The 23,489-nt window shown below is 61.3% G+C and carries 20 protein-coding genes; 4 read left to right on the top strand and 16 right to left on the bottom strand.

Annotated features, from left to right (window positions below; genetic code table 11):
- Positions 1–339: 339 nt before the first annotated feature.
- Positions 340–1,890 (bottom strand): alpha/beta fold hydrolase, encoded by a 1,551-nt coding sequence (locus RI103_RS35885; protein ID WP_310818804.1) that lies wholly within the window; start codon positions 1,888–1,890, stop codon positions 340–342.
- Between the two features lie 118 nt (positions 1,891–2,008).
- Between RI103_RS35885 and RI103_RS35880 the strand changes: the two genes are divergently transcribed.
- Positions 2,009–3,391 carry a monooxygenase gene (locus tag RI103_RS35880; RefSeq protein WP_310818803.1) on the top strand — a complete coding sequence of 461 codons (1,383 nt, stop codon included), beginning with the start codon at positions 2,009–2,011 and terminating at the stop codon, positions 3,389–3,391.
- 139 nt (positions 3,392–3,530) lie between these two features.
- Here the strand turns inward: RI103_RS35880 and dhaK are convergent, their stop codons facing one another.
- The 9 genes from dhaK to RI103_RS35835 all read right to left on the bottom strand — a co-directional run bounded on the left by dhaK (position 3,531) and on the right by RI103_RS35835 (position 11,950).
- Positions 3,531–4,520, bottom strand: coding sequence for a dihydroxyacetone kinase subunit DhaK (gene dhaK, locus RI103_RS35875; RefSeq protein ID WP_310818802.1), 990 nt, complete (start codon positions 4,518–4,520; stop codon positions 3,531–3,533).
- 14 nt (positions 4,521–4,534) lie between these two features.
- Positions 4,535–5,173, bottom strand: a complete 639-nt coding sequence (gene dhaL / locus RI103_RS35870) for a dihydroxyacetone kinase subunit DhaL (protein ID WP_310818801.1) — start codon at positions 5,171–5,173, stop codon at positions 4,535–4,537.
- Positions 5,170–6,216, bottom strand: a complete 1,047-nt coding sequence (locus RI103_RS35865) for an ABC transporter ATP-binding protein (RefSeq protein ID WP_310818800.1) — start codon at positions 6,214–6,216, stop codon at positions 5,170–5,172. The genes dhaL and RI103_RS35865 overlap by 4 nt, the downstream gene beginning before the upstream one ends.
- Positions 6,209–7,312, bottom strand: a complete 1,104-nt coding sequence (locus RI103_RS35860; RefSeq protein ID WP_310818799.1) for an ABC transporter ATP-binding protein — start codon at positions 7,310–7,312, stop codon at positions 6,209–6,211. Before RI103_RS35860 ends, RI103_RS35865 begins: the two co-directional genes overlap by 8 nt.
- A 3-nt stretch (positions 7,313–7,315) precedes the next feature.
- Positions 7,316–7,510, bottom strand: a complete 195-nt coding sequence (locus RI103_RS35855; RefSeq protein WP_310818798.1) for a hypothetical protein — start codon at positions 7,508–7,510, stop codon at positions 7,316–7,318.
- Complete coding sequence (locus RI103_RS35850) at positions 7,507–8,460, bottom strand: carbohydrate ABC transporter permease (protein ID WP_310818797.1); 954 nt, start codon at positions 8,458–8,460, stop codon at positions 7,507–7,509. Before RI103_RS35850 ends, RI103_RS35855 begins: the two co-directional genes overlap by 4 nt.
- On the bottom strand, positions 8,457–9,413 hold the full coding sequence (locus RI103_RS35845) for a sugar ABC transporter permease (protein ID WP_310818796.1): 957 nt from the start codon (positions 9,411–9,413) through the stop codon (positions 8,457–8,459). The genes RI103_RS35850 and RI103_RS35845 overlap by 4 nt, the downstream gene beginning before the upstream one ends.
- Before the next feature lie 75 nt (positions 9,414–9,488).
- Positions 9,489–10,817, bottom strand: a complete 1,329-nt coding sequence (locus RI103_RS35840; protein ID WP_310818795.1) for an extracellular solute-binding protein — start codon at positions 10,815–10,817, stop codon at positions 9,489–9,491.
- 113 nt (positions 10,818–10,930) lie between these two features.
- The gene (locus tag RI103_RS35835) at positions 10,931–11,950 is read right to left on the bottom strand and encodes a LacI family DNA-binding transcriptional regulator (protein ID WP_310819387.1); all 1,020 of its coding nucleotides are present in this window, start codon (positions 11,948–11,950) and stop codon (positions 10,931–10,933) included.
- A 713-nt stretch (positions 11,951–12,663) separates the two neighbouring features.
- Here RI103_RS35835 and RI103_RS35830 point away from each other — a divergent pair.
- Entirely contained in the window at positions 12,664–13,419 is a 756-nt protein-coding gene (locus RI103_RS35830) for a DUF3944 domain-containing protein (RefSeq protein WP_310818794.1), read from the top strand.
- A 335-nt stretch (positions 13,420–13,754) separates the two neighbouring features.
- On the opposite strand, the gene RI103_RS35825 is transcribed toward RI103_RS35830, so the two are convergent.
- The 5 genes from RI103_RS35825 to RI103_RS35805 form a co-directional block, all read right to left on the bottom strand.
- Positions 13,755–15,287, bottom strand: coding sequence for an efflux transporter outer membrane subunit (locus RI103_RS35825; protein ID WP_310818793.1), 1,533 nt, complete (start codon positions 15,285–15,287; stop codon positions 13,755–13,757).
- Positions 15,284–16,189, bottom strand: coding sequence for an HlyD family secretion protein (locus RI103_RS35820; protein WP_310818792.1), 906 nt, complete (start codon positions 16,187–16,189; stop codon positions 15,284–15,286). Before RI103_RS35820 ends, RI103_RS35825 begins: the two co-directional genes overlap by 4 nt.
- Entirely contained in the window at positions 16,186–16,395 is a 210-nt protein-coding gene (locus tag RI103_RS35815; RefSeq protein ID WP_310819386.1) for a DUF1656 domain-containing protein, read from the bottom strand. The genes RI103_RS35820 and RI103_RS35815 overlap by 4 nt, the downstream gene beginning before the upstream one ends.
- Positions 16,385–18,427 carry an FUSC family protein gene (locus RI103_RS35810; protein ID WP_310818791.1) on the bottom strand — a complete coding sequence of 681 codons (2,043 nt, stop codon included), beginning with the start codon at positions 18,425–18,427 and terminating at the stop codon, positions 16,385–16,387. The genes RI103_RS35815 and RI103_RS35810 overlap by 11 nt, the downstream gene beginning before the upstream one ends.
- Before the next feature lie 541 nt (positions 18,428–18,968).
- Positions 18,969–19,904, bottom strand: a complete 936-nt coding sequence (locus RI103_RS35805) for a LysR family transcriptional regulator (protein WP_310818790.1) — start codon at positions 19,902–19,904, stop codon at positions 18,969–18,971.
- A gap of 194 nt (positions 19,905–20,098) precedes the next feature.
- On the opposite strand from RI103_RS35805, the gene RI103_RS35800 reads away from it, so the two are divergent.
- Together RI103_RS35800 and RI103_RS35795 are read left to right on the top strand one after the other, a co-directional pair.
- On the top strand, positions 20,099–20,917 hold the full coding sequence (locus RI103_RS35800) for an enoyl-CoA hydratase/isomerase family protein (protein WP_310818789.1): 819 nt from the start codon (positions 20,099–20,101) through the stop codon (positions 20,915–20,917).
- Between the two features lie 21 nt (positions 20,918–20,938).
- Positions 20,939–21,832 (top strand): alpha/beta fold hydrolase, encoded by an 894-nt coding sequence (locus tag RI103_RS35795; RefSeq protein WP_310818788.1) that lies wholly within the window; start codon positions 20,939–20,941, stop codon positions 21,830–21,832.
- 314 nt (positions 21,833–22,146) lie between these two features.
- Here the strand turns inward: RI103_RS35795 and RI103_RS35790 are convergent, their stop codons facing one another.
- The gene (locus tag RI103_RS35790) at positions 22,147–23,481 is read right to left on the bottom strand and encodes a PLP-dependent aminotransferase family protein (RefSeq protein ID WP_310818787.1); all 1,335 of its coding nucleotides are present in this window, start codon (positions 23,479–23,481) and stop codon (positions 22,147–22,149) included.
- Positions 23,482–23,489 lie beyond the last annotated feature (8 nt).

Below are 23,489 nucleotides of genomic sequence, written 5' to 3'. Positions count from 1 at the left end.
GCATGGGTCGCGTGCAAGGCAGAAGCGCTACTGATCAGCGCCGAGCCGATGCATACGAGAATGTGCGTGTGCAACCTGGCTGCCCCAGTTCTGCCTGCTTCGCTGCCACGCATGAAATACATAACAGTTCGCCGACTCAGACGTTCGAAAGATATTGCTTTGACTGTTCGAGTCCGCCGCCATCATCAGCCATACGCGATACGCCGTGCGGTTTGCGGTTGGCGCTCGAGCGGCCGGTTCGCATGGATATCGGACCATTACCGCGCGTCGATGTGGCGAACTCACTCTGAATTGCGCTCTCCCAGAGCTGACGTCTTGTGCCGCATCTTCCGGTCACAGCTACCCAGCGAGACTGCCGACAAATCGCTTGATGTTGTCCAGGACGGGTTGCTGATCGCCCGCGAAGACCCAGTGATCGGCGCCGTCGAGCTCGACGAATCGCGCCTGCGCGATGTGACTGGCGAGATGCCGACCAGCGCCGATGCGAACGGCGCGGTCGTCGTGACGATGCAGCACCAAGGTCGGCATGGAGATTCGGCCCAACAGATGGCGCACATCCATGTCGCGCAACGTCTCGAGCACGCCCTTAATGGCGCCGGGGCTTGACGCGGCCCGCAGCAAGCCTGCCCACCAGGCTCGCGCCTGAGGATCGCCGGCCAGGCTCGGCGCGAATGTCTCAATGCCTGCAGGGCCGCCCCAGGCTGCGACGAGCTGCTGCAGCCACACGTCGTACTGGCTAGCCTGAAGGGCGTGAGGGTAGTCGTGCGCTGCGGTTCCCTTCGCCAATGAGGCGAACAGAATGAGGCCAGCGACGCGATTGGGGTGATCGACGACGAACTTGATGCATGCTGGTCCGCCCTCTGACGCGCCGAACAGCACGACCCTCCGGCTGCCGGCGGCGTCCAGCACGGTGCCGATGTCCAGCGCGGTCGCATCGACGCTGGGATTGAACCCGACCCGATCGGAAAGCCCGACGCCGCGACGATCGAGCAGGATGAGACGGCCCATTTCGGCGAGGGAGGACAGGAACGCCCGGCACCGGGGCTCTTCCCAGACTCGTTCGACGTGAGACACGAAACCGGGCAGCACCAGGACATCAATGCGGCCGGCGCCGTAGGTCTGGAACGCGAGATGGACGCCGCCACCGCTGACGTAGCGCGTCGACGGCGGATGCTCGATGGGCAACGTTGCGCCGGCATCGAGCAGCGCGCGGGTCTCGGATTCGGGCGCCACATTGAACTCGTCGCGAAGGCGCTGCGTCAGGGCCGCGAGGTGCCGCTGGGCCGTGGCCCGGTCCCCGGCGAGCAGAAGGTTGCGGATGAGGTGCCGGCCGTACACTTCGCTGAGCGGATCAAGCTCGACAAGACGGCCGGCGTGCGCGGCCGCGGCCGCGTAGTCGCTGGCCGCGTTCTTGTGGTGCACCACTCGCTCGAACGCCTGGATCGCACGGCCTCGCAAGGCCTCCCGGCGAAAAAAAGCCCATTCGTCGAACTGCGGGCAGTCGCCGGGCGAAAAACCCTCGAGAAAGTCGCCGAGATAATGGCGGCATGCCCGCTCGAACTCGCCGCGGTCGCAGGCTTGCTCGAACAGTTGGGAATCCACCTGCAGATCGATCGCTGCCGACCATCGAACTGTTGACCGGTCGGTGGTAAGAACGTCGTCGCCGAGCGCGTGCTGGAGGCGATGCAACAGACGCCGAAGCCGCGCCCGTACAACCTCTTCGCTGCCTTCCGGCCACAACATCGTGGCAATGACGTCGCGCCCGACTGAGCCCTTCGCTTCGGCCAGATAGACCAGCAGGGCCAGGCCTTTGCGCAAGGACAACTGGCATAGCCGGCCGTCCCGACGGATCTCCGGAAATCCAAGCGTGCGCACGCTGAACAGAGCCATGGCGAGGCGACCCTCAATGACGGCGTCCGGGGGACGCTCAGGGGACGAGACAATCCTACCATTGCCTGCAGACGATGGTCGCTGGACTCATTGCGACGGATTGAACTGGAGGATTGTCATGAAGAACCTGGGAGAACATGCGATCGTGATTGGCGCCAGCATGGGTGGGCTGTTGGCCGCACGCGCACTAGCGGATTTCTACACCACCGTCACCGTGCTCGAACGCGATGCGTTTCCGGCCGCTGACACGCCGCGCAAGGGGGTGCCACAGGGCCGTCATACCCATGGGCTCCTTGCGCGCGGCAGCGCGATACTCGAGGAATTTTTCCCGGGATATAACAACGAGGTTGTCGCGCAAAGCGGTGGCTTGATCGGTGATGTAGCCAGCGATGTGATCTGGATAGGTCGCAACGTCAGGCTTGCTGACGGCACGAGCGACCTGACCGGTCTGCTTGCGAGCCGTCCCGTGCTCGAAGGTCACCTACGCCGACGACTCCTGGGATTGACGAACGTGCGCGCCATAGAACGTTGCGCTATGCGGGGTCTCGCCAGCGACCCCGCTCGCGGGTGCGTGACCGGTGTGCGCACATGCGTCGAGGGCAAGCCGGAAGAGACCATCAACGCGGACCTTGTCGTTGATGCGACTGGCCGCGGCTCATCGAGTGCGACGTGGCTTGAAGAGCTCGGCTACCCACCTCCCGCCCAAGAGAAGGTCGAGATCGGCATCTGCTACACGACCCGTAGCTATCGACGTCGACCGACTGATCTCGACGGCAAGCAAGGTGTCGTTGTCGCCGGTAGTGCGCCAAACTGGCGCAACGGCGTCATGCTCGCGCAGGAAAACGACAGCTGGGTCGTCAGTGCCGGCGGTTTCCTTGGCGACGACGCACCCGACAACGACCAGGGCTTTCTCGCGTATCTGGCGACGCTGCCGACCATGGAGATTCACGACGTTGTCGCAAGAGCGGAGCCGCTAACCGATTACAGGCGCTACCGCTACGTCTCCAGCCTGCGCCGGCGGTACGAGAAGCTCGCACGCTTCCCCAAAAATTATCTGGTTTTCGGCGATGCCATCTGCAGCTTCAACCCTGTCTACGGGCAGGGCATGACGGTCGCGGCAGAGGAAGCGCTGACGCTGCAGCGGTGCCTGCGCGCGGGTTCGAACGATCTTGCGCGTCGATTCTTCAGGGCGGCCGCGAAGATCGTCGATATTCCGTGGGACATCGCGGTTGGCAACGACCTCCGCCATCCACAAGTCAAGGGCGCGCGCCCGCCGATGCTGCGTTTTATCAATTGGTACATTGGCAAGCTTCACAGTGCCGCGACACGCGACAGTACGCTGGCGATTGCGTTTCTCAAGGTTGTAAACCTGATGATGCCGCCGTCGTCGCTGCTCAGCCCTGCGATCGCCTGGCGGGTCTGGCAGGGCAACCGGAGGCCTATGTTATCGGTTCCCTCGCCTGCAATCGAGGCGGCGAGGCGTAATAGCGCCCCGTCATGACCGGGTATCCCGATGGTGACCGGCGCAGGCGGAGAAGTTCAACCACATGGTGGCGGACTTTCTTTCGTTGAGACGATCCGGAGTGGAGCGGGCATGCCGTCGGTGCAACCGCGGCAGTCCAACACGGCACCAGCGCGCCCTACATCCCCCAACGCAACGACGGCGTATGGACCGGGCTGTCCCAGTGGCGTGCCATTTCGTCGTCCAGCACACACAACGTAATCGACGCGCCCGCCATCTCGAGCGACGTCGTCAGCGCACCCACCTGTGCCCGGCCGACCTTCAGGTCGCGTTGCTGAAGCCACGTGCGCGTCGAGTTGAAGAGCAGGTAAAGCTCGCCAAGCGGTGTTCCGCCAAGGCCGTTGATGAGCACCAGCAATTCGGCTCCGGCCTGGGGCTTGAGGTCATCGACGATCGCTTTGAGCAGCTCTCCCGCAATCGCATCGGCGCCCGAGAACTTGGCGCGGCGCCGGCCCGGCTCACCGTGAATGCCCACGCCCACTTCGATCTCATCATCGCCAATCTTGAACGTCAGCGTTCCCGCGGCCGGCACGGTGCAACTGCTGAACGCCACACCCATTGAAGCGGTGCGCTTGTTGATCCGGTCGCCGAACGCCTTGCACTGTTCGAGGTCGGCGCCGCTTTCGGCCATGCTGCCTACCAGTTTCTCCACGATCACCGCGCCAGCTACACCACGCCGTCCTGTAGTGTAGCTGGAGTTTTCCACCGCCACGTCATCGTTGATCAGCACCATCGCGTTCGGGACCTCGGACATCTCCGATGCCATTTCGAAGTTCATCAGGTCACCCGAATAATTCTTCACGATGAATAGCACACCCGCACCGGTATCGACAGCGTCGGCAGAGGCCATCATCTGATCTGGCGTGGGTGATGTGAAGACTTGACCGGGACAGGCTGCGTCGAGCATTCCATAGCCCACAAAACCGGAGTGCAACGGCTCATGTCCCGAACCGCCGCCCGATATCAATGCCACTTTGCCCGGTTTAAGCGTCTTGCGACGCACATACACCGGTTCGTTGTTGAGTACGACCAGATCGCTATGCGCGGATGCGAATCCGGCCAGACTTTCGGCGAGGAAATCGTCGACGTGGTTGATGAACTTTTTCATGGCCTGGCCTCCTTTCACGCCCGGTCGCGCGCCAGATGCGCGCATACGGCGGTGATCATGATCTGACTGGAACGCGCACCAGGGTCGATATGACCGCGCGAACGTTCGCCCAGAAACGATGCCCGCCCTTTGGTCGCAAGCATATCGCGGGTGGCGAGCATGTTCTGCTCGGCCACCGGCGGCAATTCCTCCAGCACTGTTTTTCGCAACGTAGGTGATTCGACGGTCGCAAGCTCCTTGAAGCGCGCGGCAACGGGAATCAGCACGTCCATCATCGTCTTGCTGCCTACGCCCGTCTTACCTCGCTGTCCGACCGCTTCGACGCCTGCCGCGAACATCAGCGCGGTGCCCGCAACATCCAGCGGATTGTTCGCCGACGCTTTCGCCATCCCGTTCAGCAGCGAAAAGAACAGCGGCCCGGATGATCCGCCGACCGTCGAGAGCACCTTGTTCGCCGCGAGTTCCAACGCGGCCCCTAAGGTTTCCGCTTCGATGTCCGTACGCATTGCAAGCAAGGCCTCCATGCCGCGCAGCAGATTGAAGATGTGATCGCCATCGCCGATCTGTTGGTCGAGTAGGGCGATTTCCTCCGTGTGTTCTTTCAGCGCTGCGTATGCGGCGTCGATACACTCCATGATCGTTTTGCCGTTCATGTCGGGATCCTCCTGCCGTCTGCACGGAAATATAAGAGGCTGCGAGCGGGCAGCGACACGCCCACCGACTGCCCCGGGCTGAAATTGCGTTCGGCCATTGTGGTCGCCACAACCGCGGTTCCGGCGCGCTCCAAAATCAGCAAGTGGCGCAGTGGTGAGTATTCGAGCACCTTCAGGTCGAGTGCGTCGCGTGCACTATCGATGCCGGGTGCGTCACGCGCGTCGCCCTCGTGCAGCACCACGTCTTCAGGACGAATCGCTACGGTGGCGGTGCCGGTCGGCACCGCTGCTGAATCGAACAGCGTGGGTGGCAGCAGGTTGATGGGCGGCGAGCCGAGCCGCTGCGCCGCGCTCAATGAAACCGGATTGCCGTAGACCTCGCGCGGCGTGCCGAGTTGCACCAGACGGCCGTGTTCAAGAATGCCGATGCGGTCGGCCAGTGTGGTGGCTTCCACCTGATCATGCGTGACGTAGAGGATGGTCGCACCAATCGTACGATGCAGCCGCTTCAGCTCGATGCGCAATTCCTCACGCAGTTTTGCATCGAGCGATGATAGCGGTTCGTCCATCAGAAACACTTTCGGCTCGCGCACGAGCGCACGTCCGATCGCGACGCGCTGCATTTCGCCGCCCGACAAGTGCGTTGCCATGTTGTCGAGCTTCGCCTCCATATGCAGCATCCGCGCGACCGCATGCACGCGCGCGCGGACCTGTTCCTCGCTGCTGCGACGACGAGGCGAACGCAGAGGAAACGCAAGATTGCCGAACACGGTCAGATGCGGATACAAGGAGTATTGCTGAAAGATAAACGCGACATCGCGATCGGAAGGATGCACGCCGGTGGCGACCGCGCCGTCGATTAGCACGTCGCCGGCATCGGGACGTTCCAGTCCCGCAATCAGGCGCAGTGTAGTGGTTTTGCCCGCGCCGCTTGGTCCGAGCAGCACGACAAATTCGCCGTCTTTCACGTCGATCGACAGGTCGTCCACCGCAACGATGTTGCCGAAGCGCTTCGATACATTGCGTAGCTGGACTTCAGCCATGACTGTCTCCGTTGACAGAAAGCCTGGAAGTAGCGCCCGGCAGCAGGCGTTCAGTAGTGGCGTCATAAAGCAACGTGCGTTCTTTCCGAAACGACAGACCGACGATCGTGCCCGCGGCAACACCATCGTCTTTACTTGCCCGCACGCGCACGACGCCAAGCGCGGTTTCAACCGCCAATACCTGGTGCGAGCCAAGGTATTCGTCGGCGATCACCTGGCCGCGCAGCGGACCGTGCTCGTCGATCAGGACGTGCTCTGGTCTGATTCCCAGCAACACGTTCGCGGCAGCGGCACCGCAACGCGGTACGGATACCACCGCGCCATGCAGACTCACCTGCTCCTGGCCCGCCATAACCGCCTCGTCGGCGGGCAAGAAATTCATCGGCGGACTGCCGATGAAGTTGCCGACGAACACTGTCGCGGGGAAGTGATAAATCTCATGGGGCGAGCCCGCCTGCAACACTTCGCCCTGATTCATCACGACGATATCGTCCGCCATGGCCATCGCCTCACTCTGATCGTGTGTGACGTACACCGTGGTGGCGGCGAGCGCGTTGTGCAGTTTGCGCAATTCCAGGCACATCAGTTCACGAAAGTCTGCATCGAGCGTGCCGAGCGGTTCGTCCATCAAAAATGCTTTCGGTTGCCGCACGATCGCGCGTCCGAGCGCCACGCGTTGCCGGTCGCCACCGGACAAGCCGCCAGTCTTCCGATCGAGAATGTCCTCGATGCGCAGCATATGCGCCGCTGCATTGACCCGGGTGGCAATCTCGCTGCGTGACACATGTTCGTTCTTCAGCGGAAACGCGATGTTATTGCGCACCGTCATATGTGGATACAACGCGAACATCTGGAACACGAAGGCAATATCGCGTTGCCGCGCGCGCAACGCAGTGACGTCCTCACCATCTATCAGGATCTGGCCGGAAGTCGGTAGCTCCAGCCCCGCGATCATCCGCAGCGTCGTGGTCTTGCCGCAGCCTGACGGTCCGAGAAGCACGACGAAGCGTCCCGCGCCGATGGTCAGGCTGGTGTCGCGCACCGCGACAAAATCGTCGAAGCGCTTGTGAAGATGAGCGAGAACGATCGTGGACATGATTCAGTCAGGAAAGTGGCTGGTGACGACGAACGCGAGCGCGCCCACCAGGAGGACCGGAAACGACCAGGTGAAGAGCGCCAACGAAAACGGCTGCACCAGCATGGCCACACCCAAACCGATCAGTACCGTCGACGCATTCTCGCTGTACCTGCGACGTAACAGCCAGCGGTGCGGCGGAATGATTCCACGTTTCATTTGCGCACGGCTCCGAAGGTGATGCCCCGTAACAGATGCTTGCGCAGCAGAACGGTGAAAAAGAGAATTGGCAGCACAAATAGGGTGGTCGCAGCTGCAACGGCAGGCCAGTCCTGACCGCCTTCTCCGATGATGAATGGAATGAATGGCGGCATGGTCTGCGCATCGCCGCTTGTCAGCAGCGAAGCAAACGCGTATTCGTTCCATGCAAAGATCAGGCAGAAGATCGCTGTGGCGGCAATGCCCGTCATCGCTTGCGGCAAAACCACCTTCACGAAGGCCTGCAAACGTGTGTAGCCGTCCACCAGCGCAGCCTCTTCATACTCGCGCGGGATCTCATCCATGAAGCCTTTAAGCAGCCACACCGCTAGCGAAACATTCACCGCCGTGTACAGCACGATCATGCCGACATAGCTGTCGCTCAAGCCCAACGCGCGATACATCAGGTAGATCGGAATGGCGATTGCGATGGGGGGCATCATCCGTGTGGAGAGAATGAAGAACAGCATATCGTCGGACAGCGGCACCTTGAAACGCGAAAACGCGTATGCCGCCAGCGTGCCGAGAAATACCGCAAGAAACGTCGAACCGAATCCAATGACGAGCGAATTCATGAAGCGCGGCAAAACCTTCGAAGGTCCGGCGATCACCATGTTGCGCTTGCGCACCTCACGCTCATACCAGGTCCGCGCAGGCGGCAGGCTCGCAATGAACTCAGGTGTCTGCCGCGAGCGGATCGTGAACAGGTTCACATAGCCTTCCATGGAAGGCTGAAACAGCACGACGGGCGGATACGCTATCGCATCTTCCTGCGTCTTGAAGCTCGTCAGGAAGATCCAGACCATCGGTAACGTAGCAATCAGCGCATAGGCGATAACGACCGCAGCCGCGAAGCGCTTGGCGCGCGGAGATGACGCCACCACGGAATGTTGTGTCGTAGTCGGTCTCATCGCTGTTTGATCCGGTTAAGTGCCTTCACATAGATATTCGCCGCACCGAATACCGTCACGAACAGGATGATTGCGAGCGCGGACGAATAACCCGTCTGCCACTTTTCGAAGGCTGCACGCTTGAGCGTGATAGATACCGTTTCGGTAACCGAGCCCGGGCCGCCCGATGTCAGCAGGTTCACCATATCGAACATCTTGAAGTTCTCGATGCCGCGAAACAATACCGCCAGCATCAGGAACGGCATGGTCATGGGCAACGTGATCGACCAGAACTGACGCCACGGCGTCGCGCGGTCCACTTCCGCTGCTTCGTAGATATAGTCGGGAATTGAACGCAGGCCCGCGAGGCAGATGAGCATGACGTAGGGTGTCCACATCCACGTATCGACCATGACAATGGTCCACGGCGCGAGCGCCACGTCGCCGATCATCTGGAACGACCCCGGCGCGATGCCGGTGAAGAAGCTGACGATATCGTTGAAAAGCCCCGTCTGCGGTTGCAGCAGGAACGTCCAGAAGTTGCCCACTACAGCAGGCGACAGCATCATCGGCAGCAGGATTAGCGTGGTCCAGAAGCTATGTCCGCGGAACTGCCGGTTGATCAGCAATGCAAGACTGAAACCCAGCAACACCTCCAACCCGACCGACCAGAACACGAAGTGCGCGGTCACCTGCATCGCGTACCAGATATCTTCGTCGGTCAGAATGTCGACATAATTGTCGATGCCGACAAAACGCGCCGGCACGCTCGGCATGTTCGACTTGAAGTTGGTGAACGACAGTCGAAGCGCCCAGATCAATGGGAAGATGTTGATCGCGAGCAGCAGCAGAATGGTCGGAAGAATGAAGAGCCACGCGATGGCCCGATCCGACAGACCGCTTAACCGCTTCGCGATGCGCGTTGACGCTCCCGCTTCGAGACTCGTGGGAGAAAAAGGCTTATCTGCCAACATGCCTGGCTCCTTCAAGTGGACCAGAGACAGGCCGTTCAGCCGTCGCCGGTCCAGTCAAGGTTAGCTAAAACGCTACTACTTTCCTTCCTGCTTAAAGACCTTGGTCCAGTCTTTCACCAGCAGATCCAACGCATCTTTGGCCGTGCCCTTATCGGCCACGACGTAATCGTGCACACGCTTCTGCATGTCGAGCAACAGTTCGGCGTAAGCGGGCTCTGCCCAGAAGTCTTTGACGATTGCCATTGACTTCAGGAACGCGGGTGCGAACGGCGCGCTCTTCGGAAAGTCCGGGGCGTCGACCACCGATTTGGCCGCCGAATAGCCGCCCAGTTGCCACCATTTCTTCTGCACGTCAGGTTGCGCAAACCACTTGATATATTCGAGCGCGTCTTCTTTATGGTCCGAGTACGAGACGACCGAGATGCCCTGGCCGCCCAATTGCGTGTATTGCTTTACCTCACGCGGATTGACGAAGAAGCCGATCTTGTCGCCTCCGACATTCGGGTCTTTATAAAGCCCTGGAAAGAACGCAAACCAGTTCATCTGCATCGCCACCTGACCCGACTTGAACGCGTCGAGCCCTTCCTGCATATAGGCGTTGGTCATGCCCGGTGCCGTGCAGCACTTATAGAGCGCCTTGTAGTATTCGAGCCCCTTCACCGCGCCTGGCGAATTCACGAAGCCATCGAGGTGATAGGGCTTCTTGGGATCCTGATACTCAAAGCCGAAGTTGTACAAGGCGTTGGTCACGCCCATCGTGATCCCCTCGGATCCACGCTCCGTGAAGATATACACGCCATAGACCGTCTTGCCGTCAATCTTTCGACCCTGGAAGAATTGCGCAGTCTGTTTGAGTTCGTCGAGCGTAGTGGGCGGCGCGAGCTCGCGGTTATATTTTTGCTTGAATTCTGCGCGCAGCTCTGGGCGCGCAAACCAGTCCTTACGGTAAGTCCATCCGACCGCGTCAGCCATCGCAGGCAAGGCCCAATAGTTCGGCGTATTCTTTGGCCACTCCGAATATCCCACCACCGTCGCCGGTACGAAGTCGTCCATGGAGATCTTGTTCTTGGTGAAGAAGTCGTTGAGCTTTACGTAGTGTCCATTGACCGCCGCGCCGCCGATCCACTGACTGTCGCCAATGATCAGATCACAGAGCTTACCGTGCGAATTGAGTTCATTGATGAAGCGGTCGGCATAACTGGTCCACGGCACGAACTCGAACTTCATCTTGATGCCGGTCTTGGTCGTGAAATCCTTCGATAGTTCGACCAGTGCATTGGCGGGATCCCATGCCGCCCAGCAGAGTGTCAACTGTTTGTCCTGTGCGTGCGCGCCCGTTGCAGTGCCGAGCCCCAGCGATATGAGGGTTGCCGCCACTACCCTCGTTGACGTCAGACGTAACATGTCTCTTCTCCTTGTCTTTCTCGGGTCTCCAACCTGATGACATTCAGCGCCCATGCGCCGGGCACCGCATTTCGGCTCTGGCAGATCAGAAGTCGGTCCGCGTGTCGCGAGCGTCAGGCATGCGCATTCTCACGAAGATAAATCCGGGTTTCCGGCGTGGGGATGGCAAGCGCCCCCCGGACGTCGTTAAGAAAATTAATCGCGGCGAGCCCGGCCCAATGAACAATGCCGCGCACGTCCTGATCGAGTATCACGTCGATCGCACGCTCCGACAGTTGGGTGCGGGTCTCCGCAGTGCATTCGTGGCCAATCAGGACGAGGTGAACCTTGTCGCCGGACTCCTGCAATGCCGCTGCAATGCCGGAGATGCCGCCGCCCGTCACATACACGCCGACCAGGTCCGCATGGCGCGCACTTAAGCCCTGTACGGCAAGACCGGCGCCATCGTCGTCTTCGGCGAAGTCCGGTTCGGCGATCCAGCGCAGGTTGCGGAAGTCCTCCTCCAGCACTTGCGAAAAGCCGGTGCGCCGTTCCACCTGATCATGCAGACGCGATGATCCCGATAACACCGCAACAGTGCCGAGCTTCGCGCAAAGGAAGCGCCCCATCAGCAGTCCCGCCGTGCGTCCGGCAATCCGGTTGTCGACACCCACGTACGCGGCGCGCCGGCTCGCGGGTAAATCGGAGAACACGGTGACGACTGGCACGTGGGCATCGCTCATCTCTTCGATGAAACGCTCAACCCACGGATAGTCGAGAGGTGCGAGAACCAGCGCGTCATAGTCGATCACTTCGGCGGCGAACGCAGCGGTCTCGCGCTGGCTGGAAAAATCGCAACGGTAAAACGAAGGGGTGATGCGGTGCTCGCGAAAGAAGCTGGCCGACAGCGCAATATCGCGCTCGACGTGATCGAGGAAGCGGGAGTTCACTTGCGGCAGCACGAACGCGACCCGGAATGAGCTGACCTTTGCCGGCCGGCCGCGGCTCGCCCGCTCATCACGCAGATTCGCGAGTGCCAGATGCACGCGTTCAGCAGTTTCCGGACGCACAGCCTGATCGTCGCGCAGGACACGATCGACTGTGGCCACGCTGACGCCAGCCCGACGCGCAATCATCGTACGAGTAGCCGGCATGGGTCTCCTCCGGTGCCGAACGAAGAATTGTTTTGTTTTACTGAAGGTAGTTTTTTCTGGAAAAAATGCAAGCTTTTTAGCGAGGAAAAAAGCGTCATTGCTATGATGAACAGAGCGGGCCGTAATAGGGCGCAAGCGCAACGGACGGCGCAGCGGGTACGAAGATAATGAATCGCAAGGGCTCCCTCGATCACCGCAACGGAGGTGACTACATGCGCAAGCAGTGTGAAGTTAGCTGGCTAGCTAAAGTGACCTCGGGTCCGTCTTCGCTCAAGCATTGTGAGCGGGTGAATGTCGCTAGTTGACCGACAGTGTGCGTTCACACCAGTCGCGCCATAGCAGCCGTTGATGAAACGGACGGCCGCATTGAGATCCGTTCCATTCGATACCCGCCTGTCGACGCACAGGCACCCATTCGATGGCGCTGCTGCTTGGGCCGCCCGTCGTCCGGGGGGCAAGCGACTGGAAGAACCAACCGACGTACGGTCGACTCTCGGACGCAGAGGCAAGCAGCTGCGCGCGTTGCTCCGGCAGAGGTTGGAGAGCGGGAACGGCACGAAGTCGGAATGTACCGCGCGCTTAAGTTATTCGAGAGCGGGCCGTAAACCCGGCGTGGGGGCGCCGTGCCAGGCGGCAGGAGGAGCGGGCCCAGGCAGGGGGGCGACGGCGGACGCCCCGGTGATTCCATTCAAAGTACGGAGCAGAGAATATAAATGGCATATCGACACGACCCAGATCTCGAATTCTTGGGCAAGCTTAGTTCTAGCGATCTGAACGACTTAGTGCGCTGCTTGACGCACGACAAAGACGGGAGCGCGCGGTTGACGGAAGAGCTCACGATGTCGGACCTCTATAAGAAATACGCTCCCGACCACAACCGGTATTGGCAGCTCATCGCTGCGGAGGTGCAGTGTTTCGGGGGCAACACGTTCGCCACGATGTTCCGAGGCGGCAAGGGCGTAACGTATAAAGAGGTGCTGTGCGATGTGTGCGACAAGCTCGACGTGAACTACAGCAAGAAGTCGTCGGTCGAGACCATCGAAGGCAACCTGCTCATGAAGATTTTGCAGGACGCCCTAGCGAAGATGACGCCCGAGCAACTCCGTGATCTGGCCAAGGAACTGGGCATTAAGGACTTTGCCAACATCACGTCCGCGGCACTGGCCGTAGTTTTTCAGACCATCTTCCGCGCGGGCGGCTTTAAGTCTTACCAGCTCACATTGATCATCGTGAATGCGGTATTGAAGGCCCTGGTTGGCCGGGGTCTATCGTTTGGTGGGAACATATTGCTCACCCGGACGATGGCGATCCTGACCGGCCCGGTGGGTTGGATCATCAGTGGTGTCTGGACCGCGGTCGACGTCGCCGGCGCCGCTTATCGCGTGACCATCCCCGCAGTCATCCAGATTGCCGCGCTCCGCCAGCAGCAGATGTACGGCGACGTGACCGAGCAGGTGAAGTTCGGCTGATCGTCCACTTGCAGGGCGCGCGGGGCTCAGTCCTCCAGCGCCTCTTGGGGGGCAAGATGCAGGTAGGCCGGCTTGGCGCCTTGTCGTTTTCCTGTAGGCCAAGACTGGCCGCTGTAGCCAAATGCCGTGTGAAACTTCGTTCGCGCTCGTTGGGTCTGCTGCAGAAAAGAATTGCAGTAATGCCTGCGTTATAAAAAAGACTTGGACAACTAGACTCGCGCGAACTCAGAAAAACATGGAAGACAGAATCTTTTTCAATGACGAGGGGTGCTCGTCACTCGGTCCCTGAGTTGTGGTCGTGGATCAAACCTTTGCCATGAGCGGTATAACCTCGGTTAAAGTCTCGGCCCTGCCGTTGACCGCCTTCCAGTGACGCTGCGCGTCTGCGGCGAGACTGAGGCATCCGCGAACCCGCAGTCAGCGCGTGACAGCGGAGAATGATCTTGCTGCCAACCGCCGCCCAGCGACTGGAACACGCTCACCTGGTAGTACGCGATTTGCGCGTCTGACTCGGCAAGTGTCGCCTCGGCGTTGGCCAGCGTGCGGTCGGCGTCCAGACTCAAAAGATAAGGCACGCGCCCACCTTGGTAGAGGCGGCGTTGTTCATGAGCAACCACGCTGGCCTGGTCGCGTGCTTCACGCAGTGCGCCATTGCGGCTGAGCTCGTTGGTATAGCGAGCCAGCGCGCTCTGCGCCTCCTCCAGCGCCTTCAGTACTACACCGTCAAAGTGTGCCAGAGACGCATCGGCGCCCGCTTCCGCGCGGCGGACACGCGCCTGGGCGCCATTGGTCGGGAAGTTCCACGTCACCAGTGAGCCGAAACTCCAGTGGCGCGTGTCGCCCATGCCGAGATCCGACAGGGCGCCCGCTACACCGCCTGTAGCGCCGAGGCTGATCGAAGGATAGAGATCGGCCGTCGCAACGCCGATCTTCGCGGTAGAGGACGCCAGTTCGCGTTCGGCCTGCCGGACATCCGGCCGCCGCTTGAGCAGCGCGGCGCCGTCGCCGACCGGAAGAGGCTGTTTCAGCCACGGTTCCTCGCGACACTCTGCTTGCGGCAAAGACGGCGCGCCCGGCGGCTGACCCAGCATGACTGAGAGTCGATAGGCAGCCGCCGCCTGTTCGGCGCGAAATCGCGGCAAGCTCGCGCGCAGGCTTTCCGCCGGCGATCGTGCCTGCGGGACGTCCGCCGGCTGGTTGCGGCCTGCATCCACCAGTTTGCGTGTCAATGTGACAGCGCTTTCCTGGAGCGCGAGCTGGCGCTGTGCAACTTCAAGTTCATGAGTGGCTGCGCAACCCTGCACATAGGCAAGAACCGTCTGCGACACGACCATCACGCGGGCCGAGTCAAGCGCGGCCTGGCTGGCCTGCGCCGCGGCAAGCGACGCCTCGTCTGCGCGTTCCAGTTTGCCGAAGATGTCGATCAGATACGACACCGAGACGCCATAGCTGCCAACATTGATGACAGGGGGCTGTTGTTTAGTCAGAAAAGCCTCGCCCGAATACTGCTCGCGGCTAGTTCCAGCCGTGATGTTGCCCTGAACCAGGTGCTCTGCCTGCACCTCCTGGAAGTTCGCGAGCGAGCGCCGAAGATTGGCGGCGGCGACGCGCAGGTCGGTATTGGCACGCAGAGCCTCCTGCACCAGTCCATTAAGCTTCGGATCGTCGTACAGCTGCCACCAGTCGTCCGGTAGCGGCGCCAGGGAGATCGCGGGATCGTCGGAACCTTGCAAAGGACCCTTGATCATCGGCGATTGAACCACGGCGTTCGCAGGCACGTGATAGTCCGGGCCGACGGTCATGCAGCTGGACAATAGCGCGATCATCAGCGCGCCAGCGGCACGCGCAAGCCAGATGCGAATGTTCATTGCCGCGTCTCCCGGCTTGCGGTCATTTCGGACGCACGTTCTCCACGGACACCGACGGTGACGGTGCGTCCCGATACCAGTTGTACTTCGGCAGGCACGTTCTCGAGCATCACGCGGACTGGCACACGCTGCGCCAGGCGCACCCAGTTGAAAGTCGGGTTCACATTGGGTAGCAGATTCGATCCGGCGCTGCGGTTGCGGTCCTCGATGCCGGCCGCAATACTCTCGACGTGACCCTGCAGCACAGTGTGCTCGCCCATGATGCGCACATCGACGGGGTCGCCGATACGGATCCGGGGCAGCTTGGTTTCCTCGAAATAACCCTCGACGTACAGGGAGTCGCTGTCCACCGCCGAAAGCGCGGGCTTGCCGGCGTTGGCGTAGTCGCCTGGCCGTGGCATCCGGTCATTGACGAAACCGTTGACGGGACTCACGACACGCGAGCGCTCGATATTGAGGCGCGCCACGGCGACGGCGGCCTCAGCCTGCGCAAGCGCGGCCTCGCCTTGTTCGACGCGCGCCTGCGTGGCCTCGACTGTCTCGCGCGCGACCACATCGACCAGCGAGCGATTGCGTGCGGCTTCGCGGCGCGCCTCGGCCAATGCAGCACGATAGCTGGCCGCGGTTGCCTCGGCCTGTTGCAACGCAAGGTCGAATCGCTGGGGATCGATCACGAACAGCACCTGCCCGCGGTGCACCTGCGCGTTATCCTTCACGTACACCTCGGTCACCAGCCCCGATACGTCGGGCGCGACCTGGACGATGTCGGCGCGCACGTGACCATCGCGGGTCCACGTCGCCGTCGTATAGTAGTTCCACAGATGCAACCCAACAAAGGCCGAAACGCTTACGGCCACGAGTGTGAGCAAGACTGGACCGAGGTGAAAAACGATACGCTTCATGATGACATTCTTTGTGCAAGCGCCAGCAAGGCGCCAAGCATGATGATGTAGATGGAGGCATTGAACAGTGACCGGTGCCAGACTCGTCGATAGAAACCGGCACGTGCCAACAGTCCACGCAGAACCGAGGTCAGTCCGAACGCCAACAGCATCAGCACGAGCAGGCTCGGGACGAACACACCGTAGACGTCGATCTCACTTGGCATCGTCATCGTCCGCTCCAAGGGCAGGCCGGTTACCCGGGAATAGCGTCAGACGCAGCCCAACCAGCGCGGTCAAGGCCGAGCGCGCATTGGGCGTTGCCTGAAGGGCGACGGCGTGGCAGGCGGCATCGATGCGGGCTGCGAGCGCCACGGGAGCTTCATCCGGGCGCCTTCGACGGGCTCGGCGACTTGAGTAAATTGCGAGCGCACGCAGCACGCGGACCACGGCACGCTGCATCGGCGGCGCCATGTCCGCCGTATCGCGTTGCAACGCCAGCGTGTCGAAGCCCACCTGAAGTCCGACGAATTCGTCGTGCGAAGAGGCTCCCGCCCCGACCGTTTGCATGGGTATCAACCGCGCAAGCCGGTCAAGCATGCGGGCGCGAAGCAGTGGAGAAGCAACCCACCCGTCGTGATCCGCGCCATGCGCGATGTCGCACCAGTTCGCGCGGATCAACCGGTCGGCTGTCAGGTGCTGACCAAACGGCCGCGTGAGCATGTACCAGAGCGGCGCGAACGACATCCCCGCAAAGATCGCCAGGCTGCTGTTGAAGAGATCGTCGAAGGGTGCGTCGTAGAGCGTCTGCACATTCGCAAACGTGACCGCGTTCACCGACAACAGCACCGCGTACAGATTGAAACCGGGGCGCACGATCAGCGCGCCGATGACGATGTACGGTATAGCCAGCAAAGCCACCAGCGCTCCGAAATCATGGGCAAGGGGCAGCACCACGAACAGGTAGAACCAGACCACCAGCAGGCAGACTGCGCTCCAGGTCACGAAGCGCCATGCCACCTTGCGCGGCTGGTCGACGCCGGACAGCAGGCAGATCGTCGATGCCGCCAGCCCGACGGGACCAGCTCCGTTTTCCCAACCCGAGATGATCCAGAATTCGCCGACGCAAAATATGGCGAGTCCCGCCGATGCTGCCTGGAATAGCAACAGCAAATGATCGTGGTGGTAGACGCGCGGGGCCGGTTCGCCTCGATAACGGAGCACTGGCATCGATACCGCAGGCGTGTCGTTGCCGATGCGCCGCTGCAAAACCAGACAGTCTTCCCACAGGTCAGCGAGCGTGTCGAGACGCCGCTCTGCCGCAGTCACCAGGCCGGCGTGCCAGCCTGGTGCGCTTGCGTGACCGGTCGACGCGGCACCTTGCGCACCGCCGGAATCGAGGCGTGGCGCGCCTGCCTCTGCGCGTACCCACGCGCCAACCGCGGCCATTCGCCCAACCAGCGCCGGTGGCACCCCGGCGCTATGCTCACGCAGGGCATGTACCACCTGCGCGAGCGCCGACAACACAGGAAGCAGCATGGTCATCCGCTCGTGAAGCGCACGCGCGCCTGCCACTGCCGCCGGACTATCCGCCTCATAAGAGAGGTGATCGACAAGATGGCCGATTGCGCTGATATTGGCCGCTAGCCGGTTGCGGCTGTCATGGCGCACAACTTTTCGCGGATCTCCGGCAAGCATGTCGGTGACCCACAGCGCCGCATCGGCGAGCCACGTTTGCGATTGCGCACGCAACACTGTTGCGACGCGGGTCGGAAAGACCAGAGTGGCAAACACACTGGCGCAGACGATGCCGATTACAGTTTCCTCGACCCGTACAAGCGCCACGTCGAATACGGTAGTCGGATCAGTGACTGTCGGTAAGGCGACGATCGGCAGCGTGAACGCTGCCAGCAGGAACGTGTAGCTTCGCGGCCCGCGCTCCATTTGGGACAGGTACAGCAGCGCGGCCGTCCAGAACGAGATAGCGGCCATCAGGGCTAACGGCTCATTGACCAACGGCGGCACCAGCACGAGTGCCGCGGCCGCGCGTAGCACCGTGCCGCCGATGCGATAGGCGCTCTTCGAGCGTGTCGCACCGTCCAGCGGATTCGAAACCAGATAGACCGTCGCCATGGCCCAATAGGGGTGATCCAGGCCAAGCGCGAGCGCAATATAGAGCGAAAGCATCGCGGCGCCGAATACCTTGACCGAGAATAGCCACTGCTGCTTCGCTCGCCATTTGGGCAGTATCGACAGCATCCGGGTAGCGGACAGGGGGGATCATGCGAGCGGGCCTCCACCCAAGCCAGATCCGAACAGACATCGCCTCCAATCGGCAAAAATGTGATGGGCACCTGCACGACTACGTTTCGAAGAATGACGGGTCATCTGCGCTCTGCCTGGTGAATGGACTGCTCTGGCCTAGATGCGTCTGCGTGGTCGCCAATCCGATGCGCTGGCAATCCTCGCGCACGATTTCGCGAATTGACCAGCGTGACGCTTCGGTCCGACCGTGCCGACGCATTGGAAACCTCTCACGGTACGGCACAGAATCTAAGCCTTTCCTCGTCCTTCGAGTAGCCGGCAGAATTGGGAACTTCCCTTTCGTTTCTGGAAGGCAAATGTCGACCTGAGCGATGGGCATCGGTTGCGCCGGTGCTTTTACGAACATGCGTTCGTGAGTCAGATCGGGATATAGGAAGTCGGGCCTGAATTTGCATTCCTATGCATGTGTCACTAACGGGGGCATCACCATGCAACTCGCAGAGTGGGCCGCCGGCTAGTGGGAATGCTCAGGTGTCTAAGACGATGTCGGCCGCCTGCGGGCCGGGCGTGGCGGCCGCGGACCTGCGGCATTCGCGTAACCGAGCCTTTCCCTCAGCTTCGGCACCAGGAAGTCGATAAGTGCCCGCAGCTTGAGCGGTATCTGGCGTTGGGCCGCGTACATGAGGTTGACAGGCGCCGGGTGCGGCTCGAAGGCTTCCAGAAGCTTCACGAGACGACCGGATTGCACGGGTTCTTCAATCTGGTACGACACGACCCGCGCAATGCCCGCACCCTCCGCCGCGGCAACGACGGCAGCCTCCACTGAACTCACCACCAGCCGGGACGGCACCTCGATCTTCAATGTCCGGCCTCTGGAGTGAAATTCCCAGTTGCTGCCCACCGCATACCCTTCGAATGACACGCAGTCGTGCGAGAGAAGATCTTCGGGCTTGCGCGGTGTCCCATGCTTTTTCAGGTAAGCAGGGCTTGCGCACAGCACTTGCCGATGCAGGCCGACACGCGTTGAAATCAGGCTGCTGCTCGGTTGTTCCCCAAGCCGCAGCACGAGATCCACACGCTCATCCAGCAGATTGACGAGCCGGTCCGTCAGTTGCACGCGCATGCGGATTTGCGGAAACGCGGCTAGAAATTCGACTATCACCGGCATAACGTGGATGCGCCCCATCACGGGCGGCACGCTGATCACCAGTTCTCCCTGCGGCGCCTGATATTCGCCGGAAGTCGTGCGTTCGATTTCCGCGACCTCCTCCAGAACCCGCCGGCATGACGCCACGTAGCCGCGCCCGGCTTCCGTCAGTGTCAGCGCGCGGGTGCCGCGCACGACCAATTGCACATTCAGGTGTGCCTCCAGATCGGAAACGCGTCGGCTCACTGTCGCCAGAGGAATACGAAGTTTTCGACTGGCGGCGGACAGGCTTCCCGTGTCTATCGCCGCCAGCAAGATGCCCATTGCCTCAAACCGATCCATGGCCTTCCACCAATGAGAGGTCAGTTCTCAATTCTACCGGCTACTCAAAGGTCCAGGAACGGCCTAGATTCTGTATCGATCCGGCCGCGCTTGCGCATCCTGTGCGCCACTGTCCAAGGCGCTCGGCCTCGTGTACCACCAGCCAACACCGACTTGCCCATCGGGAACCAGCCACCATGACTTTCGAAACGCTCAAAGTGAACCGCGACGGAGCCGTTCTGTTCGTAAACATGTTTGCGCCACCCATGAACCTGCTCGGCCCCGAACTCGTGCGCGACCTCGTCACGCTGATCAAGGACGCTGAAGCCGACGATGGCATCAAGGTGCTCGTCTTCAGCAGCGCCGATCCCGACTATTTCATCTCGCACGTGGATGTGACGAAGGTAAAGGAGTATCGCGACGAAGCCGCAAAGCTGACCGGCGAGCCCTCGATCGCGCTGCTGTTCCGCCATTTGAGCGCAAGCCGGCTTGTCTCGATCGCGCAGATCGAAGGGCGTGTGCGCGGTGCCGGCAGCGAATTCGCGCTCGCCTGCGATATGCGCTTTGCCGCGCGGGAATCGGCGGTGTTCAGCCAGATGGAACCCGCCTTCGGACTGATTCCCGGCGGCGGCGCGGCCCAGTCGCTTACTCGCCTGATGGGCCGCGGCCGTGCGCTCGAAGTGATGCTGGGTGCGTTGGACTATGACGCGAACCTCGCGGAAACGTACGGATGGATCAACCGGGCGTTGCCCGCCGGGTCGCTCGGCGACTTCGTTGCATCGCTCGCGCGGCGCATCTCCCGTTTCCCGGCGGCCGGACACGCCATCGTCAAGGAGCGCGTCAATGCCATCGCACTGGCTCCCATCGACGAGTTTCGGCGCGATTCAAATCTCTTTGGAGAAAACGTGCGGTCGCTGCCCGCGCAGCGCCGGATGGCATCTGCCATGGCGCGCGGCTTCCAGACGCGCGAGGCGGAACTGGACCTGAGCCGGCTGCTCGGCGACCTCGACGATTGATAACCGGGAAGGAGTGCATCGATGTACCAGAAGCAACACGTAAGTATCCCCGTCGATGGTGGAATCGACCTGTCGGCATGGCTGTTCCTGCCAGAACATCACGACGCGCCGCTGCCCGCCATCACCATGGCGCACGGCTTCGCCGGAACGAAATACCATGGCATCGAGCCGTTTGCCGAAGCATTCGCACAAGCCGGTTTTGTCGTGCTGCTGCACGACCACCGCAACTTTGGCGAAAGCGGCGGTGAGCCACGGCAAGACATTAACCCGTGGCAACAGATCACCGACTGGCGCCGCGCCATCTCGTACCTGCAGGCGCGGCCGGAAGTGGACGAGAACCGCGTCGGCATCTGGGGCACGAGCTTCGCAGGTGGGCATGCCTTCGTGCTTGGTGCGACGGACCGGCGTCTGAAGGCAGCGGTCGCGCAAGCGCCCACCATCGACGGTTACGCCGGCGGACTGCGACGGATTCCGCCGGAGGGCGTTGCAGATCTCGAGGCGAGGTTCGCGGCTGACGAGCGCGCTCAACTCAATGGCGAACCGCCGGCGATGCAACAGATCGTCAGCGGCGATCCCGCCGTGCCGGCCGCTTACAAGGCTGCGGATGCGGTGAGCTTTTACCTTCAGCCAGTGCCTGAGGGTGTCTGGGAAAACACGCTCACGCTGCGCTCGACGCGCTGGGCGCGCATGTATTCGCCAGGCGAGTACATCCCGCGTGTATCGCCGACTCCGCTGCTGATGCTGGTGGCGCAGCATGACCACATCGCCGTTACCGACCTGGCGCTCAAGGCATACGAGCAGGCACTCGAGCCGAAGCGGCTGGTCATGCTCAAGGGAGGGCACTTCGACCCGTATCTAGCCGAACTTCCAAGCGCTTCACGCGAGGCCGTTGACTGGTTCAGGAAGCACCTCTGATGTCGCGCACGGGGCGGTCGCCACCAGGCTTCCCCCCAACGATCAGGCGAACGAGGTCGGCGATCTGCATCGCGCACCTGCAGTTTCGGCACCACCCGCATCTCGCGATCGTACCGGCGGTAGCCGGTCCTCCGCTGCCTCTGCGCGATCCGGGGTGTTTGCCTGACTACCGCATTAGCAATGCAACCGAAGCCAAGTCAAAGTTACTGCGGTTTACCGTTCTTCGATCGTCTGTCCACGACGGATGTTGAGGTGCAACTGATCTACGGGCATCCTGGCAGGAGATTCAGCCATCCAGCTAGAACAAAAACATACTAAAGATCAACGTGGTCTTCCACCACTTTGGCTACTTTCTGGAGAGACTGTCGTAGCGTTTCGAGATCAACCGAGCCAAGTGCCAGTCGAACGGCGTGTGGAACGTGCTTTGACGTAGCGAAGGGATGGGCTGTCGACACAGAGATTCGCTCGCGCAGCAACGCCTTCGTAACAGCATCCGCGCGAACTTCTTGTGGCAGTGGCAGCCAGACGAAGTACGAAGAGGGGTGGCGGACCAACTTCAAATGACCAAGGACTTCGCTCACAACGGCCTGGCGCAGGGTGGCGTCACGCCGTTTCTCCGCTTCCAGCCTTGCAACGGTGCCATCCTCAATCCATCCGCAGGCAATCGCCGTCATGGTTGTGGGCGTGTTCCAAACGGTCGCCCGGATCGCGCGCTCCAGTTTGCCGACCCAATCGCGCGGTGCGCTGACCATGCCGACGCGAAGCCCCGTTGCGATGCTCTTCGACAAGCTGGACACGTACACCGTCAGTTCAGGTGCAAGCATAGCTAGTGGCGGCGGCGGACGCTTCTCCAGAAAGGCATAAGCTGCATCCTCGATCAGAATCAGTCCATGTTGTCGAGCAATAGCCACCAGATCACGCCTCTGACGGGCGCTGACTACCCAGCCCAACGGATTATGCAGTGTCGGCATCGTGTACATCGCGCGCACCCGTCTTCGCCGACACAATTCCGCCAAAGCATCCAGATCGGGGCCGTCTGCAGCACATGGAATCGTAACGAGTTCGAGCCGGAAAGCCTCGGCGGTCAGCTTAAAGCCGGGGTACGTCAGCGCGTCCACGGCGACGACATCGCCGGGTTCAAGCAATGCTATGGCTGTCGCAGTCAGCCCATGCTGCGCACCGCTCACCAGCACCGTATTCTCGGGCGAGGCTGACAAACCGCGACTGGCCAGATGGCGGGCCATTGTCTCCCGCTCGTGCGGCCGCCCGCCATGGGGATGGTACCGAAGCAATGCTTCCAGGTTGCCCGACCCCGCCAATTCTCGCAGCGCCGTTCTCAGGAGCTCGCCCTGACCCGGCATGGAAGGATTGTTGAAGTTCAGGTCGATCGCGGCGTCGTTCCAGGCCTGGAGATCGACGCCATGGCCACGCGGAAGCACTTCCTTTACAAACGTGCCCCGGCCGGTTTCACCGCTTACCAATCCCATTGCATCGAGCTCGGCGTAGACGCGCGTGGCAGTGACGAGCGACAAACCTTCTCTTGCAGCGAGATCACGGTGGGTAGGCAGTCGCGTTCCAGGACGCAGTCGACCTTCGTGGATGTCGGCTGCGAACTGGTCAACCACTTCCTTGTAACGGAGTCGAGGCATTGCGATTC

Source organism: Paraburkholderia sp. FT54 (assembly GCF_031585635.1).
GTDB lineage: Bacteria > Pseudomonadota > Gammaproteobacteria > Burkholderiales > Burkholderiaceae > Paraburkholderia.
This window is presented reverse-complemented; position numbering and strand designations above follow the sequence as displayed.

Bases quoted from the DNA above. Each gene is read 5' to 3' on its own strand.
- RI103_RS35805 (WP_310818790.1), bottom strand. From the start codon at position 19,904: ATGGGCATCTTGCTGGCGGCGATAGACACGGGAAGCCTGTCCGCCGCC.
- RI103_RS35860 (WP_310818799.1), bottom strand. From the start codon at position 7,312: ATGTCCACGATCGTTCTCGCTCATCTTCACAAGCGCTTCGACGATTTT.
- RI103_RS35825 (WP_310818793.1), bottom strand. From the start codon at position 15,287: ATGAACATTCGCATCTGGCTTGCGCGTGCCGCTGGCGCGCTGATGATC.
- RI103_RS35865 (WP_310818800.1), bottom strand. From the start codon at position 6,216: ATGGCTGAAGTCCAGCTACGCAATGTATCGAAGCGCTTCGGCAACATC.
- RI103_RS35880 (WP_310818803.1), top strand. From the start codon at position 2,009: ATGAAGAACCTGGGAGAACATGCGATCGTGATTGGCGCCAGCATGGGT.
- RI103_RS35840 (WP_310818795.1), bottom strand. From the start codon at position 10,817: ATGTTACGTCTGACGTCAACGAGGGTAGTGGCGGCAACCCTCATATCG.
- RI103_RS35790 (WP_310818787.1), bottom strand. From the start codon at position 23,481: ATGCCTCGACTCCGTTACAAGGAAGTGGTTGACCAGTTCGCAGCCGAC.
- RI103_RS35815 (WP_310819386.1), bottom strand. From the start codon at position 16,395: ATGCCAAGTGAGATCGACGTCTACGGTGTGTTCGTCCCGAGCCTGCTC.
- RI103_RS35830 (WP_310818794.1), top strand. From the start codon at position 12,664: ATGGCATATCGACACGACCCAGATCTCGAATTCTTGGGCAAGCTTAGT.
- dhaL (WP_310818801.1), bottom strand. From the start codon at position 5,173: ATGAACGGCAAAACGATCATGGAGTGTATCGACGCCGCATACGCAGCG.
- RI103_RS35795 (WP_310818788.1), top strand. From the start codon at position 20,939: ATGTACCAGAAGCAACACGTAAGTATCCCCGTCGATGGTGGAATCGAC.
- RI103_RS35885 (WP_310818804.1), bottom strand. From the start codon at position 1,890: ATGGCTCTGTTCAGCGTGCGCACGCTTGGATTTCCGGAGATCCGTCGG.
- RI103_RS35800 (WP_310818789.1), top strand. From the start codon at position 20,099: ATGACTTTCGAAACGCTCAAAGTGAACCGCGACGGAGCCGTTCTGTTC.
- RI103_RS35835 (WP_310819387.1), bottom strand. From the start codon at position 11,950: ATGCCGGCTACTCGTACGATGATTGCGCGTCGGGCTGGCGTCAGCGTG.
- RI103_RS35855 (WP_310818798.1), bottom strand. From the start codon at position 7,510: ATGAAACGTGGAATCATTCCGCCGCACCGCTGGCTGTTACGTCGCAGG.
- RI103_RS35845 (WP_310818796.1), bottom strand. From the start codon at position 9,413: ATGTTGGCAGATAAGCCTTTTTCTCCCACGAGTCTCGAAGCGGGAGCG.
- RI103_RS35810 (WP_310818791.1), bottom strand. From the start codon at position 18,427: ATGCTGTCGATACTGCCCAAATGGCGAGCGAAGCAGCAGTGGCTATTC.
- dhaK (WP_310818802.1), bottom strand. From the start codon at position 4,520: ATGAAAAAGTTCATCAACCACGTCGACGATTTCCTCGCCGAAAGTCTG.
- RI103_RS35850 (WP_310818797.1), bottom strand. From the start codon at position 8,460: ATGAGACCGACTACGACACAACATTCCGTGGTGGCGTCATCTCCGCGC.
- RI103_RS35820 (WP_310818792.1), bottom strand. From the start codon at position 16,189: ATGAAGCGTATCGTTTTTCACCTCGGTCCAGTCTTGCTCACACTCGTG.